The following is a 25795-nucleotide window of genomic DNA, read 5'->3' on the forward strand; positions in this document are numbered from 1 at the left end:
AATAGCGTCGGCAGACCTTAGCTGGTATAAATACCGCATGACCCTTACCCAACAATTGCAGTTCAAATCCGTTGAATACGGCGGCCAACACGCCGGCACGCGCCTAATCGTCACCGGCGCCGTCCACGGCAACGAAACCTGCGGCACCAAGGCCATCCAGCGCGTGATGCGGGAACTCGACAGCGGCGCCCTCGTCATTCGCAACGGCGCCGTCACCTTCGTCCCGATTGCCAACCCGCTGGCCTACGCCAAAGGCGAACGCTTCGGCGACCGCAATCTGAACCGCAATCTCTTCCCCAACGAACACCCGCAGGATTTCGAGGACCGCGTCGCCAACTGGCTGTGCCCCCTCCTCGCCCGCCACGACGTGCTGCTCGACCTGCACTCGTTCAAAGCCTCCGGCGAACCCTTCGTTATGGTCGGTCCGCGCAACAACGACGGCCCGCTCGAACCCTTCCAACACGAACAACAGGAACGCGCGATGGCGCGCCGCCTCGGCGTGCGCCGCTTCGTCGACGGCTGGCTGCGCACCTACGGCGCTGGCGTGCAACGCCGCCTGCGCGGTGACAGCCAACTGGAAACCGTCCTGCGCTACGGCATGGGCACCACCGAATACATGCGCAGCATCGGCGGCTACGCGCTCACGCTCGAATGCGGCGAACACACCGATCCGCAAGCGCCCGAAGTCGCCTACCGCGCCATCATGAACACCCTCGCCTTCCTCGGCCTGATCGACGCGCCCTCCCCGCAGCCGATCGCCGACGAGGCGATGGAGGCGCTGAGCATGGTCGCGGTCTACGACAAGGTCAGTGCGGACGATACCTTCACCCGCGCCTGGTCGAGCTTTGATCCGGTCCGCAAGGACGAGCAGATCGGCACGCGCGCCGACGGCACGCCGGTGCTGGCCGAGTTCGACGGTCGCATCCTGTTCCCGGACAGCGCGGCCGGCGCCAACAGCGAGTGGTATTACCTCACCCGCGCCAACCCGACCTTCTGACGCTGCCGCACAGTAACACTCAGGTAGTAGTGAGCTTGAGCCCGATGATGCCGCCGACGATCATGGCAATGCACGCCAGCCGCACCGCGCTGGCCGGCTCGTTCAGCGCGACGATGCCGTAGATGACGGTGCCGACCGTGCCGATGCCGGTCCAGATCGCGTAGGCCGTGCCCAGCGGCAGCGTGCGCAGCGCCAGGCCCAGCATGCCGATGCTGCCCAGCATCGCGGTCAAGGTCCACAAGGTCGGCATGAGCTTCGTGAAGCCGTGCGTGTATTTGAGTCCGACCGCCCAGGTGACTTCCAGCAGGCCGGCGATGATGAGGATGATCCAGGTCATTGCTACTCCAGTTTCGCGACAGGGTCGTCCCCGCCTGAAAGCGCCGCTGCGGACGCCGCGCTCCTTCGTTTGCGGGGTCGTCCCCGCCGGAGCTGTGAGCCGAAACTATACCAGTTGCAACAAAATTATGTCCATCGAAGCCTTGCCTCGGTGATAATCAACGCTCAACTAAAAAAAAGGAGCGACCATGCTTTTACTGGCCCAAATTGTCACCGCCATCGTGGCACTGATACACATTTATATCGTGCTGCTGGAGACGGCGCTGTTCGACACGCGCGGGCGCAAGGTCTTTGGCCTGAGCAAGGAGAAAGCGGACATCGTGCGGCCGGCCATGTCGAATCAGGGTTGCTACAACGGCTTTCTGGTCGCCGCGCTGGTGGTGGGCTTCGTCCATCCGAACCCAGCCATCGCGTCGGCCTTCACGGTGTTCGGCCTGTGCTGCGTGGCAGTGGCCGGCGTGTGGGGCGGCCTGACCGTCAAGCGCAGCATCCTGCTGATCCAGACACTGCCGGCGGTGATCGCGCTGGCCTTGCATTTCGCGGCGTAATCAGCCCAGCGGCGGTTTGACGACGGTGACCGCCATGCTCGGCAACGCGATGGTTTGCACCACCACCGGCGAGGTATCGGTCTGCGGCCGCGCCCCGCTGCCGCGCAGCGCCAGCAGCCAGCCGATGCCGTCGAACCAGAACGGCGCACCTAGCGACGAGGCGAACGCGGTGACGATCCAGCCCATCAACGCGAACACCAGCGCGCCGAGAAACGCCGCCACGCCCTTGCCGGCGACATCGTCGAAGCGCGACGACGGCCAGCCGATCGGCAGTTTTTCCACCATCTGCCATTCTTTTTTGGCGATGGCGGCCTGCTCCAGCGGCGTAACGGCCGGCGCGTCGGTGGCGGGCGCCACCGGGCGCTTCACCAGGCCGCTGGCAATGCCGTCGGCGCCCTGCTGAGCGAGCTGCGCCGCGACCTGATCGTCGCCCCACAAGCGCTTGCTCAATGAAATCGCGTCGATGTTCATCGATGCCGCGTAGAACAAGCCGACGCAAAACAGCACCAGCTGCGAGCGTCGCTTGTACCAGCCGGTGATGCGTTCCATCACCGTTTCGTACCAGATGCGCACGGCATTTTCCAGCGCCGCCACATCGTCCGGCCCCTCCCCCATGATCGCCAGCAAGGTGCGGGTGAGGCCTTCGTTGCCGACCTGCGCCAGCAGCATCGCGGCCGTCTGCGCCTTGCCGTATTTGCCCGTCAGGGTCGAGACGAAGGCGCGCGCGAAGATGGTCGACGGAATGTACGACGGCATGCGGCCCCGCTGCGCCATGCCCTGGATCAGCGGATGCTCCATGACGGCGGCCGTCAGCGATCCGGCGCCGAGCTTGTCGAGCCCGAAGCTGGAATCCATGCGCAACAGCCGCTTGATCGATGGAACAATGCCGCGCAGACGCGGTTTGCCGGCGGACTCGTGCAACATCGTCAGCACGCCGTCGAGCAACACCTTGGCGCGGGTCTGGAACAACGAGGCGATCGCCTCGCGCGTCGCGCTGCACAGCAGGCTGACGGCCAGGAAGGTATACGACAGCCCTATGGCCACATCCAGATAATGACTCGACATACAGGCCTCGTTAGAATTCGGTCAATGTTCCAGTAACATAATGGATTTTCGGGCCGCAAGCCAGCCGCAAGCACGAATTTCTTTTATATCGTAAGATACCGATATTGAAATCGGAAAAAAGCGATACATATATCGTCATAAGACGATTTCATTTTTCGACCCAGGTGAACCTCAGATGGACATGGACGCGATACACAAAGCCCTCGCCAACCCGATGCGCCGCCAGATTCTGGCGTGGCTGAAGGACCCGGAGCAATACTTCCCGGATCAGGCGCACCCGCACAGCTTCGGCGTGTGCGCGGGCCAGATCGACCATCGCGCCGCGCTGTCGCAATCGACCGTATCGGCGCACTTGTCCATTCTGCTCAAGGCGGGCCTGATCAAGTCCAACCGGGTCGGGCAATGGAACTACTTTCAACGCGATGAAGCCGCCATCCAGGCCTTCATCGACCAAATGACACTATAGGAAACTCGACATGGCCAACCTCTTCGACCCGATCACCATCGGCGACCTCACGCTGAAAAACCGCATCATCATGGCGCCGCTCACGCGCGCCCGCGCCATCGGTGGCGCCCGCGTGCCGAACGCGCTGATGGCCAAGTACTACGAGCAGCGCGCTAGCGCCGGCCTGATCCTGAGCGAGGCGACCTCGGTCACGCCGCAGGGCGTGGGCTACGCCGACACGCCGGGGCTGTGGTCGGACGAGCAGGTCGAAGGTTGGAAAGAAGTGACGGCGGCCGTGCACAAGGCCGGCGGCGTGATCTTCGCGCAGCTGTGGCACGTGGGCCGCATCTCCGATCCGGAATTGCTGAACGGCGAAGCACCGGTGGCGCCAAGCGCAATTGCGGCGGAAGGCCACGTCAGCCTGCTGCGTCCGATGCGCGCTTATCCGGTACCGCGCGCGCTGGAAACGGCGGAGCTCGCGGGCATCGTCGCCGCCTACAAGAAAGGCGCCGAAAATGCCAAGAAGGCGGGCTTTGACGGCGTGGAAGTCCACGGCGCCAATGGTTACCTGCTTGACCAGTTCCTGCAGGACAAAACCAATCAGCGCACCGACAATTATGGCGGCACGATCGAAAACCGCGCCCGCCTGATGCTGGAAGTGACCGATGCCTGCATCGACGTCTGGGGCGCCGACCGCGTGGGCATGCACCTGGCGCCGCGCCGCGACTCGCACGACATGGGCGACTCCGACCCGGCGGCAACCTTCGGCTACGTGGCGCGCGAACTGGGCAAGCGCAAGATCGCCTTCATCTGCGCGCGTGAAGCGGTGGGCGAGGACAGCCTGGGACCGTTGTTGAAGAAGGAATTCGGCGGCGTCTACATCGCCAACGAAAGCCTGGACAAGCACAGCGCGCAAAAGTTGCTGGATGCCGGCACGGCCGACGCGGTCGCCTTCGGCAAGGCATTCATCTCCAACCCGGATTTGCCGCGCCGCCTGCAGACCGAAGCGCCGCTCAACGAATGGAAGCCGGAAACCTTCTACGGCAAGGACGACGTCGGCTACACCGACTATCCGGCGCTCGCTTAACCCCATCGGGGGTCAAGTCTGTCATTCGGACAGGAGCTCAGCAGCGCTCAAGCCCAGTCCGTGTCCGAATGACAGACTTGACCCCGGTGGATCAGCGGGGCTGGGTGTAATTGACCGGCACGTACTGGTAGCCCTTGCCATGCGCGCGCACGTGTCCCAATCCCGGGAACGACAGGTGCGCGGCGCCGATCAAATATCCGCCCTTGGCCGCTGCCGCGAACGCTTCCTTGCGTTCGGCGATGGCGACCGTGCTGTCGGTGTCGAACTGGATGCCGACGCCAGGATCGTCAAACTGCACACCTTGCACGTGCAGCAAATCCCCCAGCAACACCAGCTTCTGCCCCTTGCTCTCGATCACATAGGTGATGTGGCCGACCGTATGCCCGCCATTGAAGTAGGACTTGATCCCCGGCACCAACTCGCTGTTGGCGACGATAGGCTGGAACTTGCCGGCTTTAACGTAGGGATTGACCGACAGCATCGGCCCCTGGAAACCATCCTTACCCTCAGGCGGCGCCTTGTCCAGATTGGCTTGGCTCAGATAGTAATCCGCGTCGAGCTTGCCAGCACGGACGATGGCGTTCGGGAACACGCGCTGCTCGTTGCTTGCCAAGCCGCCGACGTGGTCGCTGTGCATGTGCGTGATGTAGATTTCATCGACTTGCTCCGGCTTGTAGCCGGACGCCTTCAAGTTGCCCAGCAACTGTCCCAACGTCGGGCCGAAAAGGCTGGCGGCGCCGGTGTCGATCAGGACCAGTTTGCTGCCGGTGTTAATCAGGAAACCGTTGACCGAGGTTTGGATCGGGCTCTTTTCAAACACCTTGGCCAGCGCCGCGTCGGTCTTCGCTTGCGGCTGCTTGAGTAGTTTGTTGACCGGCAGGTCCAGGGTGCCGTCGTTGAGCACCGTGACTTCAAAGTCGCCCAAGGTGGTGCGATAAAAGCCCGGCGCCTGGAACTTGGCCATCGGCGCGGCAGCCTGGGCCGCTGCGGCCACGAAAGCACCGGCGATGGCCACCACGATGGCGGCACGTTGGGTCAATGTTGTCGAGGTCATGGCAGCCCTTTTTTGTGAGAATTATCAGGACCGCTACAATACCTCAAATGCACTAATTGTGCTGCCCGGCGACCTATTTGCCTTCTTGACACCGCGTTTTCGCGTACTCCCTATCCGCTGCGGTAATTTTGAACCTTGCCCGGCCAAGGTCGCCAATATAGAATGCGTGCGCGGTTTTTGACGAGGTCCATGCCAGCCTGTCAAGAGTGATAATAAGTTAAAACTAAAACAGGGCGGATGGATGAGCGATTTTGAATTAAAACCGGACACGTTGCCGACCCTTGCGCAGCGCCTGTCGCTGCGCGCGCTGAATATGGTCGGCTGGCGCGTGCTTTACCGCCCGCTACCCGGTCCGCGTGGGATCATGCTCATCTACCCGCACACGTCGAACTGGGACTTTCCCATCGGCCTGCTGTGCAAATGGGCGCTGAACCTGCCGTTCCGCTTCCTGGCCAAAGATTCGCTGTTCAAGTCACCGTTGGGCAAATGGTTGCGCGCGATCGGCGGCGAACCGGTCGAACGCGGCACGCCGAGCGGCACCATCAAAACGCAGGCGGCGCGCATGAACGGGGCCGACTGGTATTGGGTCGGCATCACGCCCGAGGGCACGCGTGCCTATCGTCCGCACTGGAAAAGCGGCTTTTATCATCTGGCGCTGGAGGCCAAGGTGCCGCTGGTGTTGGTGTATTTCGACTATCCCAGCAAGACGCTCGGGCTGGTGGACCATGTGTTCCTCACCGGCGACCAGGAGGCCGATCTGGCTGCCATCCGCGCCGGTTTCAAAGGCCACCAGGGCCTGTATCCCGAAAACGCGGCGCCGATCGTGCTGTCCGAGCGCCGCGCCGAACCGCGCGAGTAGCTTCGGCCGTCGTCAGACCGTTGCCGCCAGAATCACGCCGGTGGCGGCGATCGCCGCGCCGGACACCTTCACCGCCAGCGCTGGGCTGATGCGGCCCGACGCCCTGCCGCTGTAGACCAGCACCGTGGTCGCCAACAGCATGCCGAAGGCGCTAGCCGCCGCCGGCAGCTCGTGGCCGTGCGCGTTGCCATGCAGGACGGCGAACACGCCCACCATCGTCACGCCAACCGCCGACGGCAAGCGCGCCGCCACCGCGATCAACACGCCCATCGTCGCCACCGTCAATGCGATGCCGGTTTCCAGGCCGGGGATCGTCAGGCCGGCCACACCGGTCAGCACCCCGACCAGCACCATGCCGATGAAGGTCGGCGGCAGCCAACGGGCGTTGGACTGGCGCACGCTCCAGATGCCGACGGCGAGCATCGCCAGCAAGTGATCGACGCCGGTGAACGGGTGGGCAAAGCCGCTGAGGAAGTCATGCGCATGGGCGCCGCCGGCCTGGGGATGGGCGACGGCGGCGGTGCTGGCCAGCGCCAGCAAAACAGCGAGTGCGGATTTATTCGACATGTGATTTTCCTGTACGAGTGGGTTATGCGGCGTGCGGGGTTTGTCCCAACAATCCCTGTTCGCGAATGAAATCGATGACGGCGGCGACGCCGTCACCGCTGCGCAGATTGGTGAAGATGAACGGACGCGTGCCGCGCTGCTGCTTGGCGTCGCGCGCCATCACATCCAGGTCCGCGCCCACATGCGGCGCCAGATCGGTCTTGTTGATGATCAGCAGATCCGAGCGTGTGATGCCCGGTCCACCCTTGCGCGGGATTTTCTCGCCACCGGCGACGTCGATCACGTAGATCGTCAAATCCGACAGCTCCGGGCTGAAAGTGGCGGCCAGGTTGTCGCCGCCGGATTCGACCAGTATCAGATCCAGATTCGGAAAATCCGCCTGCATGCGGGCGATCGCCTCCAGATTGATCGAAGCATCTTCGCGGATTGCCGTGTGCGGGCAACCGCCGGTCTCCACCCCCATCAGACGCTCGGCAGGCAGCGCGTCGGCACGCAGCAGGATCTCCATGTCTTCCTTGGTGTAGATGTCGTTGGTAATGACGGCCATGTCGAACTGGTCGCGCATGCCCTTGCAGAGCATCTCGCACAAGGCGGTTTTGCCCGAGCCTACCGGACCACCGATGCCGACGCGTAAAGGATTGGAAGTATTCATATGTTTTATATTGTTTATCTGGTTATGATCTATAAAGACGGCTGTACTGGACCTCGTGCCGCATCGACAGCAGCGACAATCCGGGCGCCCAGTTGCACATGTCGTCGTCGGAAACGGTTTGCGCGTAGCGCGCCGCCGCCTCGATATCTTCGCGCAGCGACAGCAGCATGCGCTGGCCGGCCACCTGCCCCAGCGGCACGGACTTGACGCACACCAGCACCTGGTTCTCGGCCCACGCGAACAGCATCGCCAGCAGCGCCGAGTCGTGCGGGATTTCCAGCGCGGCCACGGCGCAGGCGAAAGCGGTCGGCAGCGCCACCTCCGGCTCGCCTTGCAGGTGCGCCAGCATCTCGGCGTCGACGATGCCCAATTCTGCCACCAGTTTGGTCAGCGAATAGCCCATCTGGATCGTCTCGGCGCGGAATTCTGCGCTGTCGCGCGAGGCAATGAAACGTTCGCCCCATTCGGACACCGCCGCGCGGTCGCGGCGCGACCACGCTTGCATCAACCGCCATGCGACCGGCGCTTCCCATTGCGCCACCACCTCGTGCAAGTGACGCAGTATCCACGCGCGCGCCTGCTCGGCGTTGGCGACCATGCCGTTTTCCAGTGCGGCCTCCAGCCCCTGCGAATAGCTGTACGCGCCAATCGGGAGGGCCGGACTGGCGAATTGCAGCAGATGGAGTAGCGCCGATGCTTGCATCAGAATGACCCGCTCATTTCGGATCGCTAGGACGGTGGATCTTCTGGCGCAGCGGGATCGGCGCCAGCGGATGGTGTCCGCCGTCGTCGTGGTGCGCGTGACCGCCGCCGTATGCCCCCGATTCCGGCTCGAAGGCCGCCTGCTCTTCCTCCACCTTTGCTCCCAGGCCGGCCAGCATTTCCTTGAGCACGGCGTCGGCGCGAATGCGCAGGAAACCGTCACCGACCTGCGCCTGCGTGTGGCGGTTACCGAGATGGAAGGCGCAGCGCAGCAGGGTGTGGGCGTCCGCGCAGGTGACCTTGTAGGTCGGCTCCGGCGCGGCCACCACCTTGACCACACGCTTATCCTCTCCCGTCAGCAGGTCGCCGTCGCGCAGGACGGTGCCGCGTACGGTAAACACGGCGACGTCCTCCCCGGTATCCAGCGTGGCGCGCAGGCGGCATTTTTCGCGTAGTTCGTAGGGCAGCACCAGTTGGGCGGTGATGTTTGCAGCCGCATGGTCGGCCGCTGATATTTTGGTATGAAGTGTCAGCATAGGTGTTTAGAACAGGAAGTAACGCTGCGCCATCGGCAGCACGGAGGCCGCTTCACAGACTAGCAGCTCGCCGTCGGCGCGCACTTCGTAGGTTTCGGGATCGACTTCCATTTTCGGCGTGGCGCCGTTGTGGATCATGTGGTGTTTGCGCAGCGCGCGCATATCCTTGGCGACGATGAGGGTTTTGTTCAGTTTGAGCTTGTCGCCGATGCCGTCGTCAAACGCCGCCTGCGAAACGAAGGTGAACGACTTTTTCAGGCCGCCGCCAAAGGCGCCGAACATCATCCGGTAGTGCACCGGCTGCGGTGTCGGAATCGACGCGTTCGGGTCGCCCATCTGCGCGGCGGCGATCATGCCGCCCTTGAGTATTGTCGACGGCTTGACGCCGAAAAAGGCCGGCTTCCACAACACCAGGTCGGCGATCTTGCCCACTTCCACCGAGCCCACCGCGTGCGCGATGCCATGCGTGATGGCCGGATTGATGGTGTACTTGGCGACGTAGCGCTTGACGCGGAAGTTGTCGTTGCGCGCGGAATCCGGCGCCAGCGGTCCGCGCTGCACCTTCATCTTGTGCGCCGTCTGCCATGTGCGCATGATGACTTCACCGACACGGCCCATGGCCTGCGAGTCGGACGACATCATCGAGATGGCGCCGATGTCGTGCAGGATGTCCTCGGCGGCGATGGTCTCGCGGCGGATGCGCGATTCGGCGAAGGCCACATCCTCGGCGATGGCCGCGTCCAGGTGGTGGCAGACCATCAGCATATCGAGGTGCTCGTCGAGCGTGTTGACGGTGAACGGACGCGTTGGATTGGTCGACGACGGCAGCACATTGCTCTCGCCGACGGCGGCGATAATGTCCGGCGCATGGCCGCCGCCCGCTCCTTCCGTGTGGAAGGTGTGGATGGTGCGGTCCTTGAAAGCTGCCAGCGTGTCGGCCAGGTAGCCGCCCTCGTTCAGTGTGTCGCTATGGATCGCCACCTGGATATCCATCTTGTCGGCCACGCTCAGGCAGTTGTCGATGGCGGCCGGCGTGCTGCCCCAGTCCTCGTGCAGTTTCAGGCCGATGGCGCCGGCCCGCACCTGCTCTTCCAGCGGCTCCGGCAGGCTGACATTGCCCTTGCCGAGGAAGCCCAGGTTCATCGGAAACGCATCGGCCGCGCCCAGCATCGAATGCAGATGCCACGGCCCCGGCGTGCAGGTGGTGGCCGAGGTGCCGGCCGACGGACCGGTGCCGCCGCCGATCATCGTCGTCACGCCGCTCATCAGGGCTTCCTCGATCTGTTGCGGGCAGATGAAGTGGATGTGGGTGTCGACCCCGCCGGCGGTGACGATCATGCCCTCGCCGGCAATGATCTCGGTGGCGCCGGCAATCGCCATCGTCACGCCGGACTGGATGTCCGGGTTGCCGGCCTTGCCGATGGCGGCGATCATGCCGTCCTTCAGGCCAATGTCGGCCTTGACGATGCCCCAATGGTCGATGATGATCGCGTTGGTGATCACGGTGTCCATCACCATCGGATCGGAGCGCACGCGCTGCGACTGACCCATGCCGTCGCGGATCACTTTGCCGCCGCCAAATTTGACTTCCTCGCCGTAGATGGCGTAATCGTGCTCGATTTCGATAAACAGTTCGGTGTCTGCCAGACGGACGCGATCCCCTTTGGTGGGACCGAACATTTCCGAGTAGGCGCGGCGCGAGATTGTAGCCATGTTAGCCTTTTTATTATTAGCTTTTCGGTGGATTGGTATCCAGCTTGCCCATCACTTTTCCATTGAAGCCGTAGACCTTCTGGTCCCCGCCCAGCTTCACCAGTTCCACCGTGCGCTGTTGTCCCGGCTCGAAGCGCACGGCGGTGCCGGCGGCGATGTTCAGGCGCCGTCCGTAAGCCTTCCAGCGCTCGAACTTGAGCTCCGTGTTCACCTCGAAGAAGTGGAAGTGCGAGCCGACCTGCACCGGCCGGTCGCCCTGGTTGGTTACCACCACGCTTTCGGTTTCGCGGCCCTCATTGAGGCCGATCTCGCCCTCCGTGAGCAGATATTCACCGGGTATCATAGTGAGCTCCTTGAAAAAGCTGTCTTGTGGTGGTTCGGGTTGGATCGTAAATGGGTGTTCATGATGCGGTTCACGGTATCGGGTTGTGCACGGTGACTAATTTGCTGCCATCGGGGAAAGTAGCTTCCACCTGGATGTCCGGGATCATCTCCGGGATTCCCTCCATCACCTGGTCGCGCGTCAGTATCTGGGTGCCGTCGGCCATCAGCTGCGCCACCGACTTGCCGTCGCGCGCACCCTCCATGATGGCGCAAGTGATCAATGCGATCGCCTCCGGATAATTCAGTTTCAGGCCGCGCGCGAGGCGGCGCTCGGCCACGATGCCGGCGGTGAAAATCAGCAGCTTGTCTTTTTCTCTTGGGGTCAGGTCCATGTTCGGGATTCCAGTATCAGGTTTGCCAGATGCGCGGCGTGACGGCCTCGCGCTCCAGCAGATGCGGGCGCACACGGCGCCACACGGTGAGCATCAGGCGGCGCGCGGTTTCGCTGTCGTCGCCCAAATGGCGTGCCACCAGTACGCCTTTTGTGTGGGTGATGCCGAAGGCGTGGTCGCCGTCGGCGGCGATGTCGGCGCGGATGTGTGACAGCAGCTCGGTCAGCACGGCTGCGGGTAGCGGTTTGCCGGCGGCGATCAAGGTGGCGCAGACGGTGTGGCCATTCAGGGCCAGCGGACTACCCAGCCGACCGCCCACCATCGCGCCCTGGTCCCACCAGATCAATTTGCCGTCGCGGCGTATGCTGCTGCGCTGCGTGACGGTGCCGGTGTTGAATACCTCGCCGGAGCCGCGACGGCCCATGCACAGGATCTCGCAGCCGATGAAGGTGGCGCCGGCGGCAAGCTCCACATGCTGCTCCAGCGTCACGTTAGCGGTATCAAAAAAGATGGTCTCCTGCGGCAGCCATTCGAGGGTGGCGCCCTCGTTCAGGTGCAGATGGACGACCTGGCGCGAGACTTTGCCGTTTGCCTTGTACCATTTCGCCGCACCGGGCGTGGTGATGAAGGCGTGGGCCCGGTCGCCGACGCCGATGTCGATCGCCAGCTGGTCGCCGCCAACCACGCCACCCGGCGGATGGACCACGATCGCGTGGCACACCTTGCGGTCTTCCGGGTACAGCGCCTTCTGCACACGTAGCGGGCCATAGTGGATATTGTTGAACAGCCGCGTGGTGCCGGCATCGTCCGCGAATCCGAGCGTGAGACTGGCCTGCCACGCGGCATGGGCTGCGCTGGCGGCAAAGTCGGAAGGTGCGGTGCAATCGGGCATGGCTTGGTGGTTTTCTAAATAATGTCTGTCTTATGCAAGCTATGTGCCAGCAGAAGGAGTGATGCAGGCTAGCCCACATGACCTTATTGCACCACTTTGGCGCACACGCACCACTGCGGTGCGATGACCCCATCTTCATTATTGACTCGGCTTCAACTATGCTTTGCGCAGCGAGGTCTTTGTGTGGGGACTGTGCATCGCCATACTGTGAGCACGCAAATTTAACGGGAGCGCAGCATGAAGGTATTTGTCACAGGGGCGGCAGGATTTATCGGCGGTTCAATCGCGGCGGGGCTGGTCAAGGCCGGGCACCAGGTTGTTGGTCTGGTGCGCAATCCGGAGCAGATCGAGGAACTGAAGAAAATCGGCGTGTCCGGCGTGGTCGGGACGCTCGATGACCGCGAATTGTTAAAAGCGCAGGCGCGGGACGCGGATGCCGTCATCAACGCGGCCAGCAGCGACAACCGCGCGGCGGTGGAAGCCATCATCGAGGGCCTCGCCGGCACAGGCAAGGTGTTCCTGCACACCAGCGGATCGAGCATCGTCGGCGACGCCTCTGGCGGTTTGGGCACCGACCGCATTTATTACGAGGATCAGCTGCCGGAGCCGACGCCGGACAAGGCGGCCCGCGTCGCCATCGACAACCTGGTGCTGGCCGCCGCCAAGGATGGCGTGCGGTCGGCGGTGCTGTGCAATACGCTGATCTACGGCCATGGCGCGCTGCCCCGCGATAGCGTGCAATTGCCTCGACTGCTCAAGCAAGCGCGCAAGAGCGGCATAGTGCGGCATGTGGGACCGGGGTTGAATGTCTGGTCCAATGTGCATATCGACGATGTGGTCGACCTGTATCTGCTGGCGTTGGAGAAGACCGAGCCTGGCGCGTTTTACTTCGTCGAGAGCGGAGAGGCGTCGTTCCGCGATATGACGGCGGCCATGGCACGTGCGCTCGGATTTGGCGAGGCGCAGGATTGGCCGCTGGAGCAGGCCAAGGAGGAATGGGGGTACGAGATGGCGTCGTACGGGTTGGGATCCAACAGCCGCGTGCGGGGCAAGCGCGGGCGCGAGCAGTTGGGGTGGAAGCCGCACCGGCCGTCGGTGCTGGAGTGGATTGCCAACGATATGTTGACGGCTTCCGCTGGCGCGTGACCAAGCGGAAGCCGCTGGCGGCTCCGGTGGCGGATTACGGCGTGCCGCCTAATCCGCCCTTGTATCTTGATCGAGTTAGTGGTTAGCTACCATTAACTGAGGTGAGGGACATCCTGTATCCGCCCTGAAGGCTCGACCTTGTGACGTAGATTAGGCCCTTCACCTCTCCTCCACACCAATTATTTGACACTGGACGGTAGCCAAGGGCAAGGACCCTGTATGTACAAGGTGAGTGGGTGTGATTGATCAACTTCAAAATATTTTAGTTTATGTTCTATCTCGGCATTGATGTTTCCAAAGTAAAATTAGACTGCGCCTTGCGCAACGCTGACAGCGGCAAAGTAAAGACGAAGGTAATCCCAAACACAGCTGATGGGTTCAAAAAACTTTTGGAGTGGTTGACGAAGAACGACGCGCCGTCGCCACACATCATCATGGAGCCCACCGGTGTGTATCACGAGTTAGCTGCCTTCTTTTTTGTCGATGCTGGCCTTACTATTTCATTGGTTAATCCCGCCCAGCTTCGCGAATATGCTGGTGGACTGGGCGTGAGAACCAAGACCGATAAGATGGATAGCCAGGTCCTGGCTCGCTTTGGCACCGAGCGAAAGCCCGCACCCTGGCAGCCGCCTTCTGCTGCGGCCCGCACCCTCAAAGCCTTGCTGGCACGACGTGACGCCGTCGCGGACGATCTGCTGCGTGAGAAGAATCGACAGGAAAAACTGGAGGCCACTGAGACGCCCCAGTTGGTGACTGAGTCGGTGGAAGGGTCAATCAAATTCATCGAGGCCGAGTTAAAGCGCCTACAGCACTGCATCGATGACCTGATAGATAACGATCCGGACATGCGCGGGAAAAAAGAGTTGTTGAACTCCATTCCAGGCGTGGGGGAACGGGTCTCCAATCACATGACTTGCCTGCTCGCCGGGCGTGATTTTAAAAGTGGGGAGCAACTTGCTGCTTACCTTGGCCTGATTCCGGTCAGCTGGGAGTCCGGAACCTCAGTGCGCGTACCGCCACACATGTCCAAAGCCGGGCCGGCCCATTTGAGGAAGCTGTTGTACATGCCAGCAATCGTGGCGGTAAAGCGCAATCCACACATTAAAGCACTCTACGAGCGCTTGCTTGAGCGCGGCAAATCCAAAATGTCCGCCATTGGGGCCGCCATGCGCAAGCTCGCACATTTGTGCTTCGGTGTCGTCAAGACTGGACGGGCTTACGATAAAAATTTTGCCATTCTGTCTTGACGATCAAGACGGTATCTACTTGGATCGACGACGGACCATGAGTCGCACTTAATCCAGGCTAGGATATGGGCTCTTGCCACCTTCCTTGATGAACAAGTCGATACGCGCCTCCAGCACCGGCAGCGGCACCGAACCCAATTGCAGCACCGTGTCGTGGAACGCGCGGATGTCGAACTTCGATCCCAGCGCCGCTTCGGCCTTCTTGCGCGCGTTGATGATGCTCATCTCGCCCAGATAATAGGACAGCGCCTGGCCAGGCCACGAAATATAGCGGTCCACTTCCGTCTCGATCTCGTGCTCCGACAGCGCTGTATTGGCCTTCAGGTAATCCTGCGCCTGTTTGCGCGTCCAGCCCTTGCTGTGGATACCGGTATCGACCACCAGCCGCGAAGCACGCCACGCCTGGTAACTGAGCATGCCGAACACCTCGTACGGCGTCTCGTACATGCCCATCTCGACACCCAGCCGTTCGCTGTATAGCGCCCAACCTTCGCCATATGCCGAAATGTAAGCGTTGCGGAACGCCGGACGGCCCTTCTGCTCCATCGCCACCGGCATCTGGAAGGCGTGGCCCGGCGCCGATTCGTGCAGGGTCAGCGCCGGCATGCTGTACAAGGCGCGCGACGGCAGGTTGTAGGTGTTGACCAGATAGACGCCCGGACCACCGCGTCCCGAGGTGTAGAACGGCGCCTGGTCGTCCGGCACCGGAATCACGGCAAAGCGGCGGCGCGGCAGGTAGCCGAAGTACTGGCCAACCTTGGCGTCGAACTTCTTGGCCACCCACGCGGAGCGCATCAGCAGTTCCTCCGGCGTCTTGGCATAGAAGCGCGAATCGGTGCGCAGGAACTGCAGGAAGGCCGGCAGGTCGCCTTCGAAGCCGGTCTGCTTGATCACTTCGAGCATTTCGGCGCGGATATTTGCCATTTCGCTGACGCCGATCTGGTGGATCTCGTCGGCGCTCATCGTGGTGGTGGTGAATTCGACGATCTTCGACTGGTAGTAGGCCTTACCGTCCGGCAGATTTTCCGCCGCCAAGTCCTCGCGCGACTTCGGCACATACTCGTCGCGCATGAACTTGAGCAGATTGCGGTACGAAGGCAGCACGTAGGTCTCGATCGCCTTGACGCCCTCCGCGCGCAGTTGTTCTTGCCGCGCCGCCGGAATCGTGGCCGGCATCGCCTTGAACGGCATGTAGAACACAGTGTCCTGCGGCGTTTTGGCCTCGGTCACGGAGGTGATGGAGCCATCGCGGCCGATCAAGGTAACCTTCGGCGGCGTGAAGCCGCGCGCCATCCCGGCGCGCATGTTCACGATCTGGTCGTTGAAGTAGCGCGGCACGTCCGACAGCTGCTTGATGTAGTCCTGATATTCCTTTTCCTTGGTCAGCGTATTGCGCGCGCCGGACGCCATGTTGGACCAGAAGGCCGTGTCGGCGTTGAGCGGCTTTTCATACTCGCGGAATTTCTGCGCGTCGATCAGCGCCGCGATCTGCGCCTTGTAGACCTGGTAGTTGATCACTTCTTCGGCCGACAGCTTGTCTTGCTTGATGCCGTCGAGCTTTTTCATCACGTCCTGCCAGTAGGCCAGGCGTTTTTGCTGGGTGGCCGGGTCGATGCGGGGCAGCGTGGTCGTTCCGCCCTTTTCGTCGTCCTCGCCCTCCTCCATCTTCTGGCCCAGGCGCCAGGCCCACTCTTGCGTGTAGATGGCTTTGAACTGGGCGTCGGCGGGTCCCGGTTTGGCCATCGGCGCGGCGGCCGTAGCCGAAGCCGGAGTCACCGGGGCCGCGGCGGCATTGAGGGATAAAACCATGCATGCGCCAGCGATAACGGCGCCGAACTTCTTTTCCATAGAACTCCAGTGGTGGAAGGGTTGATTACATGTCCAACAGATTGCGTCGTTCGCGCAGCAGCGCGGTAAAGGCCTCGGCGTTGAGCGGAGGACTGAAATAATACCCCTGCATCTCGTCGCATCCGCGCTCGGTCAGGAAGCGCGCCTGCTCGCGCGTCTCCACACCCTCGGCGATCACGCGCATGTTCAAGTTGTGCGCCAACGAGATCACCGACAACGCGATCGCGGCGTCGTTGGCGCTCGTGGTGACATCGTCGACGAACGATTTGTCGATCTTGAGCACGTCGATCGGGAAGCGCTTCAGGTAACTGAGGCTCGAATAGCCGGTGCCGAAGTCGTCGAGCGAAATGCTGACGCCGATGTCCTTGAGCTTGCGCAGCGCCGCCACCGCCTTGTTCGGATCGCCCATCACGGTGCCCTCGGTGATCTCCAGGCCCAGGCAGGCCGGCGCGACGCCGTATTTGCGCAAGGTGCTTTCGACATACGGCACCGTGGCGTCGTTGGCGAACTGCCCGGCGGCCAGGTTGACCGCCACCTTGATGTCGCCCAAGCCCTGGTCCTGCCACACCTTGATCTGCGCGCACACGCTTTCGAGCACCCACTCGCCGATCGTATTGACCAGGCCATATTCCTCGGCCAGCGGAATGAAGCGGTTGGGCGGCACCCTGCCCAGCACCGCGTTGTTCCAGCGCAGCAGCGCCTCGGCGCCGGCCATCACGCCGCTCTTCAGGCACATTTGCGGCTGGTAGTGGACCTCGAACTCATTGCGGGCGATGGCGCCGCGCAGCTGGCTCTGGATCGCCAGCTTGTCGCGGATTTCAGCGTCCATGCGCTCGGTGAAGAAGGCGTAGTTGTCGCGACCGATCTCCTTGGCCCGGAACAGCGCCGTGTCGGCGTTGCGCAGCAGTTCATCGAAGCTGTCGCCATCGGTCAGGCTGACGGCGATGCCGATGCTCGAGGTGACGGTGATCTGCTGGCCGTCGATCACCAGCTCCTTGCGCAAACCGGCCAGGATCTTTTGCGCCATCGGCATCGTCGCACTCAATTGGGCGTCGTCGGCCACGATAATTTGGAACTCGTCGCCGCCCTGCCGGGTGACGGTGTCGCCCTCGCGCACGCAATCGGTCAGGAAGCGCGAGATGACCTGCAGCGCCTTGTCGCCGACCTCGTGGCCATAGGAGTCGTTGATGCTCTTGAAGCGGTCCATGTCCAGGCACATGACGGCCACGCAGCCGCCCTCGCGGCGCGCGGTGCCGAGGGTTTGCTCGAAGCGCTGGCGCGCCAGCAGGCGGTTGGGCAGCCCGGTGAGCGCGTCGTGGTTGGACAGGAAGTCGATCAGGTGCTGCTCGGCCTTGCGCTCCGTGATATCCATGAACACGGCCACGTGGTTGACCACCTGGCCGGTGTCGTCGCGCACCACGGAGGCGCTTAGCAGGCCGGGATAGACGTCGCCGTTTTTGCGGCGCGCCATGATCTCGCCCGACCACAGGCCGGTGCTCATCACCGATTGCAGCATCTGCTCGAAGGCGGCGGCGTCCTGCTCGCCGGCGTGTAGCATGACCACGTTTTTGCCGATCACCTCCTGCGCCTCGTAGCCGGAGATCTGCGTGAAGGCGGGATTGGTGGCGACGATGCGCGCTTCGCGGTCCGTGACGACGATCGCGTCCTGGGTGGCCTCGAACACCTGGCTGGCCAGGCGCAGGAACTCCTCGCTGGCGCGTCGCTGCTCGACTTCCTTGGCCAGTTCCTCGGTGCGTTCGGCCACCCGCTGCTCGAGCAGCGCGCGTTCGACCGTCAGCGCGTGCTGCGCGCGGCTCAGGCGCACATGGGCGTCGGTGCGGGCCAGGATTTCCTCGGCCTGGAACGGCTTGGCGATGAAATCGACCGCGCCGAGCGCGAAACCGCGCACCTTGTCGTCGGTGTCGTGCTGCGCCGACAGGAAGATCACCGGCACGTTGCACAGCTCCGGCGACGCCTTCAGGCGGCGGCATACCTCGAAGCCGTCGATGCCGGGCATGCGGATGTCGAGCAAAATCAACTCCGGGGGCCGCGATTGGGCGGTCCACAGCGCCAGCTCCCCATTGGGCGCCTGGCGCACGTAGTAGCCCGCCTCCGTCAGCAAGTCGCTCAGCAACTTGAGCGAGGCCGGCGTGTCCTCCACGATCAGCACTTCGCCCTTGGTGTGTTGTTCCGATAAATCCCGGTGCATGTAAAACTCTCTCGCCTTGTTTCGCCGCCGCTGTCCGCACAGATACCGGCGGTCGTGATGTCACGAACCGCCCCGAAAACTCATCTTTAAACCGGTACTATCTATATTACTGATCTATACACTAACTACTATGATATACCTGTCCGCCCTAAGCCTCCAGTTCGCTACCCGCCTGATCCAGCAACGCGCATAGCTGCGGGTACTGGTGCAGCCGTACCATGTGCTCGATGCGCTGGACCACGCCAGCCAGCGACGCCGGCAAGGGCCGCAGCAGCACTGCGACGCGCGCCAGATTGAGCTCCTGCAGCGCCACCTTGAGCTGGTTGCGCAGCGCCGGATCGAGCCGCGCCAGGTCCGCGCCCGACAGCGGCGCTTTGGCGTCGGCGCCGTCGTCGGCCACCACCACGCGGCGTCCCCGCTGGGGTGCTTCCAGCGCCGACGCGTCCTGGTCCGCCTCGGCGTCGGCCACCGGGACCTTGATCCCGAACTGGAACGTGGCGCCGTCTCCGCGCACCGACTGCACCGACAGCACGCCCCCCATCAGCTGGACGAATTCGCGCGAAATCGCCAGTCCCAGGCCGGTGCCCTCCTTCGCGCCAGGTCCGTCGGCCTGGACGAACGGCTCGAAAATGCGGGTCTGGTCGATCGGCGAGATGCCCGGCCCGTCGTCGATGACGGCGAACGTCAGCTCGCACTGGCATGCGCCCTCCACCTTGCGCATGGCGCCGCGCACCCGCAACGTCACCTTGCCCTGGCCGGTGAACTTGACCGCGTTCGACATCAGGTTAAGCAGCACCTGGCGCAGCTTGGTGCCGTCCACCCGCGCCCCGGCCGGCACGCCGGCGCTGTCGAGTTCCAGCTCGACGCCGGTCTGGCCGGCGCGCATGCTGACCATGTCCATCACCTCTTGCAGAATCTCGTCGATGCTCATGATCTCCGTCTGCAGCACCGCGCGTCCGGCTTCGATCTTCGACAGCTCCAGGATATCGTTGATCAGGGTAAGCAGATGCTCGCCGGAGCGGTGGATGATCGCCAGGTTGCGCTTTTCCTCGGGCAGCATGTTCTTGGAATCGGCCATCAGGCGCGAAAAGCCGATCACGGAATTGAGCGGCGTACGCAGCTCGTGGCTCATATTGGCCAGGAAGATGCTCTTGGCCTGGTTGGCCGCCTGCGCCTGGCGCACCGCCACCGACAGCGCGTTGGTGCGTTCGGCAACCAGCTCCTCGAGGTGGATGCGGTGCCGGCGTAGCTCCTGCTCGGCCACCTTTTGTCCGGTGATGTCGTAGTTGACGCCCACCACGCGCGCCGGATGGCCGTCGGCGTCGCGGAAGATCATCGCCTCGCCCTTTATGTAGTGCAGCGAGCCGTCCGGCCACACCACACGGAATTCGGCGTCGAAATCGCCGCTCCCGCTCAGCGCGCGCTCCAGCAGCGCGCGCACCGGAATCGCGTCGTCGGGATGCATGCGCGCGGTCCACTGGTCCATGGAGCCGACGGCGCCGGCGGCGGTGCCCTGATTCATGCCGTACAGGCGATGCATCTGCTCGTCCCACACCAATTCGTCGCTAACGATGTTCCAGTCCCAGATGCCGATGGACGCCGCACTGCTGGCGATCTGCAGACGCTCCTCGCTGGCGTGCATGGCCACGTAGCGGCTGTCCATCAGGCGCACCATGTCGCGGATCGAGGAATTGAGGGTTTTCAGCTCGCCGAAAAACCAGTCGCGCGGCGGCAAGGCGCCCGGATTCTGGCCCGCCTTGACGTTGGCGGCGTAGCGTTCGATGGTGGTGATGGGTTTGAAGATAAGCCGCGACAGCAGCAGATAGAGGCTAAGCACGAGCGTCACATCGAGCACGAAGATCATGCCGCCGATGGTGTAGAGCCGCTGGCGCAGCTGCTCGAGCAGCACCACCGGCGAGGCGTACACGGTGATGGTGCCGATGTTGCGGCCGGCGGCCACGATCGAACGCCGCTCCGACAGCAGCTCCGGATTGTCCGGCACGCGCGCCACCTCGACCAGATGTCCGGCGTCGTCGCGGGTCAGGATGAAGGGACGGCTGCCGACGGCCGGCACCACGGCGCTGGCGTACAGATCGCGGTTGCTCAACCCGCTGCGCATGATGGTGGTGATCTGGGTTTCGTCGAAATTCCAGGCCGGCAGCGCCACGGCCGACGCCAGCTCGTCGGCGCTGTTGGACAGCGTCTGGCGCAGCTGCTCCCAGCGGTGCACCCGCTCGACCTGGTAGAAATACAGCGCAAAGGTGGTCAATACCAAGGTCACCACGGCGGTCAGCGTAACGCTGACGAACATGGCGACGGAAATTCTTCCTGCACGGCGGGCAAGTCGGTACAGCATCGGCAACCAGTCGATAGTTAGTCTGTGGGGCGGCGGTGTCAGCCCGATAACCCAGGAGTTAAATCATAGTTTCAAACCGACCGGAAGTCCATGCGTATTATTACCCAAAAGCATTAAATGTATAAATAATATTCATAATGGTTATTTGCACAACGCTTTATCCGATCCGGCCGGCCGCCTGCAGATGGTCGGACGCCATGGCGGTGCTGAGAAACAGTTTGCCATTCAGGTCGCGCAGCAGGTCGCTCTGACGCAGGCGGTCCATCACCGGCCCCTTCACCTCGGCCAGATGCATGCCGATGCCGCGCCGCTTGAGGCTTTGATTGAGCTCCGACAGCGCGAACAGCGCGGTGGTGTCGATCGAACTGACGGCAGTCATCACCAGCACCAGATGGCGCGCGCTCGGGTGGGTCGCCAGCTCGCACTCGATGCGCTCGGACACCGCCTCCACGTTGCCGAAAAATAGATTCGCGTCGATGCGCAGCACCAGCAGTTCCGGCCTGGTCTCGGCCGGATAGCGTTCGATATTGCGGAAATGCTCGCTGCCGGCGATGCGTCCCAGGACCGCGATGTGCGGCCGGCTGGCGCGCCAGATCAGGGTGCCCATCGACAGCGCCACACCGACGATCACGCCGGCTTCCACGCCCATGGTCAGCACGCCCAGGCAAGTCGCGCCCCACGCCAGCGCATCGCTGCGGTCGTACTGCCAGGCGGTGCGCAGCACGCCCAGTTCCAGCATGCCCAACACGGCGACGATGATGGTCGCGGCCAGCGTCGGCAGCGGCAGCAGCGCCAGCCAGCCTGTCGGCGCCAGCAGCGCGCAGGCCAGCAGCGCCGCCGTGATCAGGCTCGCCAGCGGCGTGTTGGCGCCGGCGGCGAAGTTGACGGCGGAGCGCGACAGGCTGCCGGTCACCGGAAAGCCGCCCGACAGCGCGCTGGCCACATTGGCCGCGCCCAAGCCAATCAGTTCATGGTTGCTGACAAGTTTCTCGTTGCGTTTGAGCGCGAGCGACTGCGCCGCCGACATCGACATCAGGAACACGATAAAGCCGATCAGCAGGCCCGGTTGCAGCAACTGCGGCCAGTGGGCGCTGGAGGTGGCCAGGTTCAGGCGCGGCAAGCCTGGCGGCACGGAGCCGGTGGTGCGCACGCCCATCTCGGCCAGGCCGGTGGTGGCCATCAACAGAATGCCGCCGAGGACCACCAGCATCGGCGCCAGCTTGGCGCCGATATCGGCGGCTGCCGGCGGCAAGCCGCAGCGGCGCAACAGGCCGGCCAGATAAAACTTCGACAGCAAGAGCAGCACCAGCGAGCCGACGCCCAGCATCGCGCTGGCAGCGTGTACGTGGAGATCGAGTAGGTGCGGCGGCGCGCCAAGCAGCGTATGGATTTGATCGAAAGCGATGACGATCGCCGAGCCGACGGTGAAGCCGCTCATCACGGGACGGGAAAAGAAATTGGCCAGGAAGCCCATGCGCAGCAGGCCGCACAACAGCAGCACGGCGCCTGACACCATCGCCAGCTGCGCCGCCAGCACGGTGGCCAGCGCGGAACCGGCCGGCGCCAGCGGTCCGATGGCAGCCGCCGTCATCAGCGACACGATGGCCATCGGCCCCACCGATTGGGTCATGCTGCTGCCGAACAGCGCGTAGACGACCGGCGGCAGGATGCTGGCGTAGATGCCGACAACCGGCGGCAGTCCGGCGACCAGCGCATACGCCATCCCCTGCGGGATCATCATCATCGCCACCACCAAGCCGGCGCTGATATCGCCAGGCAGCAGCGCGCGCCGGTAGTGCTTCAGCCAATGCAGCATCTTCGTTCCGAAAACCTGAAAACCGCCAGCGTACGCGATCGAGCACAGCCGGTCCAGAGCCAAACTCGTTTTTTACATTAGGTAATGCGAAAAACGCATATAGAAAGCCAAGCCAAGACCATCAAATGGCATCGCAAAACCTTAGGGCGGATTAGCCGGCACGGCGTAATCCGCCAAGCGCCGCAGACACCGTCAAATGCCAGGCAACGACGCCCGAACCGCCTCCAAAACCTCCACCGACATTTCCTCGTCATCGACCGCCCTTGCCAGCACGATCGCACCGACCATCGCGGCATAAGTGGACAAGGCCTGCTTGCGCTTTGCCGCCTCGTCACGGCCCGGAACCAATTCTTCCAGCACTGCGATCTGGCCTTTAGCGCCCTCGGTCAGGGCCTGGCGCGCCTTGGAACCAAGCCGCGCGATATCCGCGCCCAATGAGGTGATCGAGCACCCCAACTCCGGCTGATCACGGTGACTCACCGACAAATAACTATCGCCGATGCTCGCCATCGCCTTTTGCGGCGCGTCGGGAGCTGCGGCCGCCTTGCCGCGCCAGCGTTCGACCGACGTCTTGAACGCATGGGCGGTGGCTTCGGCCAGCAAGTCCTCCTTGGAGGCGAAGTGGCCGTAAAATCCGCCGTGCGTCAAACCGGCGCTTTTCATCAGGTCGACCACACCGATGCCGTCGTAGCCCTTCTGGCGGAACAACCGCGCCGCCGTCTCGACGATGCGCTCACGGTTGAGCGCGACCTGCTCCCTGCTGACTTTCATATGCGACTCCGGATCTGAACCAATCGCCACAATCATACATGATGGTCGTAATGTTTGACGCATAGATGAATCAGCTAGATATGCATTAGCAGAATTGTCTTTGTCGGCCCGAGTCCAACTTCTCCGTGGAGTTATATCTGCGCGGGGGCAAGAATCGCAGACGTGCGCGGCAGCTTCCGCCCCGTAGCGGTCGCTGTTCGAAAGCTGGCGAACTTCATATATTAAGCGCTAGCAATTAGACACGATCTTCAGTGCCTAGGCGGATTGCAAAAGTGGATGCCGCTCATTAATCTGCCGAAAGCAAGTATTCTAAGATTTTTAATTATTTTTTCGTATAATCACCAAGGGGCAGCAAGCTCGCGGTCGAATTCGAGTTGTACTACGAACTGAGATGTTCGGCAAGTACACCTAGCTTAGCTTTTAACAAATTTTTGAGGTTTGCATCGTTCCGTATTAGCGCTAGCACGGACCTCTCATAGTCTTCACGGTTAATAAACAGAAGCAATTTAGCTAGAGTACTTAATACATTCGACTCTCTGACCGGATATCGAGCAACGATGCCATCTAAATTTTTATTTTCCAACATATTGGAAAAAATTTGCAATTCGCGAAGATATGGCGATGGAAATATTAGTTCGATATTTTGTGCCCCCATTGCGATTATCTTTTCACGTTTTGGAAGGGCGAGCAGAATCTTATCCCGAATTTGACGCTCAACAATCCTATAAACCAATCGTTCTTGATCTTCAGCGCCGTTTAATGAAGCTAAAGCGGTCATCTTGGCATTTTCCAAGAGTTCCACTTCGTTTATGCCACGGGTACTCGCCTGGATAGAAGCGATTGCGTGTAGAACCTCTGCACAATAGTACAAGCTTTCTACCGAGAATATGGAAAGTGGAAAAATACCTTTAGATTCAAACATCATTCGTTGTTCAGCATCCATACCATCATGGTCAATGAGGCCGAAGGCCTCAGCGCGATGTAGGGCATTAGTAGAACGCAGGCCCTCGACAGCTTGGATCACGTCGCGGCAAGAGTGGCGAGGCTTTACCGAAAGAGTGGGGAAAAGTAGCGAATACAGCGGTTGATCGAGGCTAGTTTTCGTTCCTTCTATAAATAATATCTTTCTTCTCGACCCTATTAAATCTACCCTAAGCTGCTCAGGAACTTCACTGACGGATTCTAATATATCAACATCCCAATATTGCGGGGAATCTCCTATCCATTGACAACCTCTTACCAGAATAATCTTTGAATCGCTTGAGCTTTCCGGGAGCTCCAGCACATGAGTGCAAACAACGAATCCACAATTGGGTCGTTCAACTATTAATGCCTTCAAAAAAGGTACAACGATAGCGGGATGCAGGTGAAGTTCTGGTTCATCGATCAAAAAAATGCTGCCGTCTTTAGCCGCTATAACTTCAGATGCAAAAACGAGAGCGGAACGCTCACCATCGGACATGCGAGCATAACTATAAATAGCTTCTCCTTGTTTTGCGCGTAGCTCCCCGTCTTGCAGCAGAATTTGAATCGGCAGATTTGCTTGAGAAAATATTGAGTTAACTCGATCCAAAGGCGATTGGTTGGATTGAAGTTTCTTGATGGAAGTGGAATTGACACCATTAAGTTTGATGTCCTCAGTTGCGTCAATTAGATACTGGTTCTGTGCAGACTGAATATCGTGAATGGCTTTTTCGTTTCTGGTGGTTCCTGAGACTGGACGAATGCGGGTGTCTGGCGAGGCATCCCAGTTTATCTTATTCTTATCGTACGCTTTCCGGGAGGTAGCGTTCATCAACAGGCTATCTTGATCGAAGTAACTAGGTCGCGATCCTGGCATATATATCACAGCTCCGCCTAGTGTCCTATTAATCAGGTGCACGAGGGCAGATTTGCCGGTGCCATTTCTTCCAAGAATAAATATGGACTGTCCTGCATTAATTTCAAATGGCAGGTGACCTGATTTCGTTGGTATATAAGAAGTGGCTAGCAAAATTTTTGTCTCAGTCATTTTTTAATTTAACTTCATCATGCATCTATTAACATCATTTTTCTCGATGCAATATCCAAAGTTCGGGCAGCCATGTCCGCTTTTGGCCGAACTCGGACGACTCCGGTTAGATTGGCATCTTGCGCTCTACAATTCCACTTCAGCGGCGGCGCCTAGAGCTGCCAAGACAGTCGCCGTCAGCTTATTCCACCGAGCCGCCCGCGTACCGTCCGCCATAACAAA

At 61.5% G+C, this 25795-nt stretch carries 24 protein-coding genes; 7 read left to right on the forward strand and 17 right to left on the reverse strand.

The features are described 5' to 3' along the window. The first annotated feature begins 37 nt into the window (after positions 1–37). On the forward strand, positions 38–997 hold the full coding sequence (locus ACZ0BA_RS11395) for a M14 family metallopeptidase (protein ID WP_463451393.1): 960 nt from the start codon (positions 38–40) through the stop codon (positions 995–997). A 19-nt stretch (positions 998–1016) separates the two neighbouring features. Here the strand turns inward: ACZ0BA_RS11395 and sugE are convergent, their stop codons facing one another. Continuing rightward, the gene (sugE, locus tag ACZ0BA_RS11400; protein ID WP_315212634.1) at positions 1017–1334 is read right to left on the reverse strand and encodes a quaternary ammonium compound efflux SMR transporter SugE; all 318 of its coding nucleotides are present in this window, start codon (positions 1332–1334) and stop codon (positions 1017–1019) included. A gap of 187 nt (positions 1335–1521) precedes the next feature. Here sugE and ACZ0BA_RS11405 point away from each other — a divergent pair, with 187 nt between their 5' ends. After that, positions 1522–1881, forward strand: a complete 360-nt coding sequence (locus ACZ0BA_RS11405; protein WP_090321476.1) for a DUF1304 domain-containing protein — start codon at positions 1522–1524, stop codon at positions 1879–1881. Here the strand turns inward: ACZ0BA_RS11405 and ACZ0BA_RS11410 are convergent, their stop codons facing one another. Beyond that, positions 1882–2946, reverse strand: a complete 1065-nt coding sequence (locus ACZ0BA_RS11410) for a hypothetical protein (RefSeq protein ID WP_463451394.1) — start codon at positions 2944–2946, stop codon at positions 1882–1884. 175 nt (positions 2947–3121) lie between these two features. Here ACZ0BA_RS11410 and ACZ0BA_RS11415 point away from each other — a divergent pair, with 175 nt between their 5' ends. Continuing rightward, a complete protein-coding gene (locus ACZ0BA_RS11415; protein WP_463451395.1) occupies positions 3122–3412 on the forward strand; it encodes an ArsR/SmtB family transcription factor in 291 nt (96 codons plus the stop codon). Between the two features lie 10 nt (positions 3413–3422). Then, on the forward strand, positions 3423–4478 hold the full coding sequence (locus ACZ0BA_RS11420) for an alkene reductase (protein WP_463451396.1): 1056 nt from the start codon (positions 3423–3425) through the stop codon (positions 4476–4478). Between the two features lie 91 nt (positions 4479–4569). On the opposite strand, the gene ACZ0BA_RS11425 is transcribed toward ACZ0BA_RS11420, so the two are convergent. Then, complete coding sequence (locus ACZ0BA_RS11425) at positions 4570–5532, reverse strand: MBL fold metallo-hydrolase (RefSeq protein WP_463451397.1); 963 nt, start codon at positions 5530–5532, stop codon at positions 4570–4572. A 241-nt stretch (positions 5533–5773) separates the two neighbouring features. Here ACZ0BA_RS11425 and ACZ0BA_RS11430 point away from each other — a divergent pair, with 241 nt between their 5' ends. After that, entirely contained in the window at positions 5774–6391 is a 618-nt protein-coding gene (locus ACZ0BA_RS11430) for a 1-acyl-sn-glycerol-3-phosphate acyltransferase (RefSeq protein ID WP_463451398.1), read from the forward strand. A 12-nt stretch (positions 6392–6403) separates the two neighbouring features. On the opposite strand, the gene ACZ0BA_RS11435 is transcribed toward ACZ0BA_RS11430, so the two are convergent. The 8 genes from ACZ0BA_RS11435 to ACZ0BA_RS11470 all read right to left on the reverse strand — a co-directional run bounded on the left by ACZ0BA_RS11435 (position 6404) and on the right by ACZ0BA_RS11470 (position 12169). Continuing rightward, positions 6404–6958 carry a HupE/UreJ family protein gene (locus ACZ0BA_RS11435; protein WP_463451399.1) on the reverse strand — a complete coding sequence of 185 codons (555 nt, stop codon included), beginning with the start codon at positions 6956–6958 and terminating at the stop codon, positions 6404–6406. 22 nt (positions 6959–6980) lie between these two features. Next, positions 6981–7610 carry an urease accessory protein UreG gene (ureG, locus tag ACZ0BA_RS11440; RefSeq protein WP_463451400.1) on the reverse strand — a complete coding sequence of 210 codons (630 nt, stop codon included), beginning with the start codon at positions 7608–7610 and terminating at the stop codon, positions 6981–6983. Between the two features lie 22 nt (positions 7611–7632). Then, complete coding sequence (locus ACZ0BA_RS11445) at positions 7633–8313, reverse strand: urease accessory protein UreF (protein ID WP_463451401.1); 681 nt, start codon at positions 8311–8313, stop codon at positions 7633–7635. Between the two features lie 13 nt (positions 8314–8326). Then, on the reverse strand, positions 8327–8848 hold the full coding sequence (ureE, locus tag ACZ0BA_RS11450; RefSeq protein WP_463451402.1) for an urease accessory protein UreE: 522 nt from the start codon (positions 8846–8848) through the stop codon (positions 8327–8329). 6 nt (positions 8849–8854) lie between these two features. Continuing rightward, entirely contained in the window at positions 8855–10561 is a 1707-nt protein-coding gene (gene ureC, locus ACZ0BA_RS11455) for an urease subunit alpha (RefSeq protein WP_463451403.1), read from the reverse strand. Positions 10562–10577: 16 nt separating this feature from the next. After that, the gene (locus tag ACZ0BA_RS11460; protein ID WP_315212619.1) at positions 10578–10904 is read right to left on the reverse strand and encodes an urease subunit beta; all 327 of its coding nucleotides are present in this window, start codon (positions 10902–10904) and stop codon (positions 10578–10580) included. 70 nt (positions 10905–10974) lie between these two features. Continuing rightward, on the reverse strand, positions 10975–11277 hold the full coding sequence (locus ACZ0BA_RS11465; protein WP_209718341.1) for an urease subunit gamma: 303 nt from the start codon (positions 11275–11277) through the stop codon (positions 10975–10977). Between the two features lie 16 nt (positions 11278–11293). After that, on the reverse strand, positions 11294–12169 hold the full coding sequence (locus tag ACZ0BA_RS11470) for an urease accessory protein UreD (protein ID WP_463451404.1): 876 nt from the start codon (positions 12167–12169) through the stop codon (positions 11294–11296). A 237-nt stretch (positions 12170–12406) separates the two neighbouring features. Here ACZ0BA_RS11470 and ACZ0BA_RS11475 point away from each other — a divergent pair, with 237 nt between their 5' ends. Beyond that, positions 12407–13315: an NAD-dependent epimerase/dehydratase family protein gene (locus ACZ0BA_RS11475; RefSeq protein WP_463451405.1), complete on the forward strand. Its 909-nt coding sequence runs from the start codon at positions 12407–12409 to the stop codon at positions 13313–13315. A gap of 269 nt (positions 13316–13584) precedes the next feature. Then, on the forward strand, positions 13585–14562 hold the full coding sequence (locus ACZ0BA_RS11480) for an IS110 family RNA-guided transposase (protein WP_463450239.1): 978 nt from the start codon (positions 13585–13587) through the stop codon (positions 14560–14562). 48 nt (positions 14563–14610) lie between these two features. Here the strand turns inward: ACZ0BA_RS11480 and ACZ0BA_RS11485 are convergent, their stop codons facing one another. The 6 genes from ACZ0BA_RS11485 to ACZ0BA_RS11510 all read right to left on the reverse strand — a co-directional run bounded on the left by ACZ0BA_RS11485 (position 14611) and on the right by ACZ0BA_RS11510 (position 25573). Further along, on the reverse strand, positions 14611–16371 hold the full coding sequence (locus ACZ0BA_RS11485) for a DUF885 domain-containing protein (protein ID WP_463451406.1): 1761 nt from the start codon (positions 16369–16371) through the stop codon (positions 14611–14613). A 64-nt stretch (positions 16372–16435) separates the two neighbouring features. Further along, complete coding sequence (locus tag ACZ0BA_RS11490; RefSeq protein ID WP_463451407.1) at positions 16436–18619, reverse strand: EAL domain-containing response regulator; 2184 nt, start codon at positions 18617–18619, stop codon at positions 16436–16438. 148 nt (positions 18620–18767) lie between these two features. Further along, positions 18768–20930, reverse strand: coding sequence for a sensor histidine kinase (locus ACZ0BA_RS11495; RefSeq protein ID WP_463451408.1), 2163 nt, complete (start codon positions 20928–20930; stop codon positions 18768–18770). Positions 20931–21132: 202 nt separating this feature from the next. After that, on the reverse strand, positions 21133–22791 hold the full coding sequence (locus tag ACZ0BA_RS11500) for a SulP family inorganic anion transporter (protein ID WP_463451409.1): 1659 nt from the start codon (positions 22789–22791) through the stop codon (positions 21133–21135). 192 nt (positions 22792–22983) lie between these two features. Beyond that, on the reverse strand, positions 22984–23562 hold the full coding sequence (locus tag ACZ0BA_RS11505; protein ID WP_463451410.1) for a TetR/AcrR family transcriptional regulator: 579 nt from the start codon (positions 23560–23562) through the stop codon (positions 22984–22986). Positions 23563–23941: 379 nt separating this feature from the next. Further along, entirely contained in the window at positions 23942–25573 is a 1632-nt protein-coding gene (locus ACZ0BA_RS11510; RefSeq protein ID WP_463451411.1) for an AAA family ATPase, read from the reverse strand. Positions 25574–25795: the final 222 nt, after the last annotated feature.

It is taken from the genome of Duganella sp. AC917 (assembly GCF_979258245.1).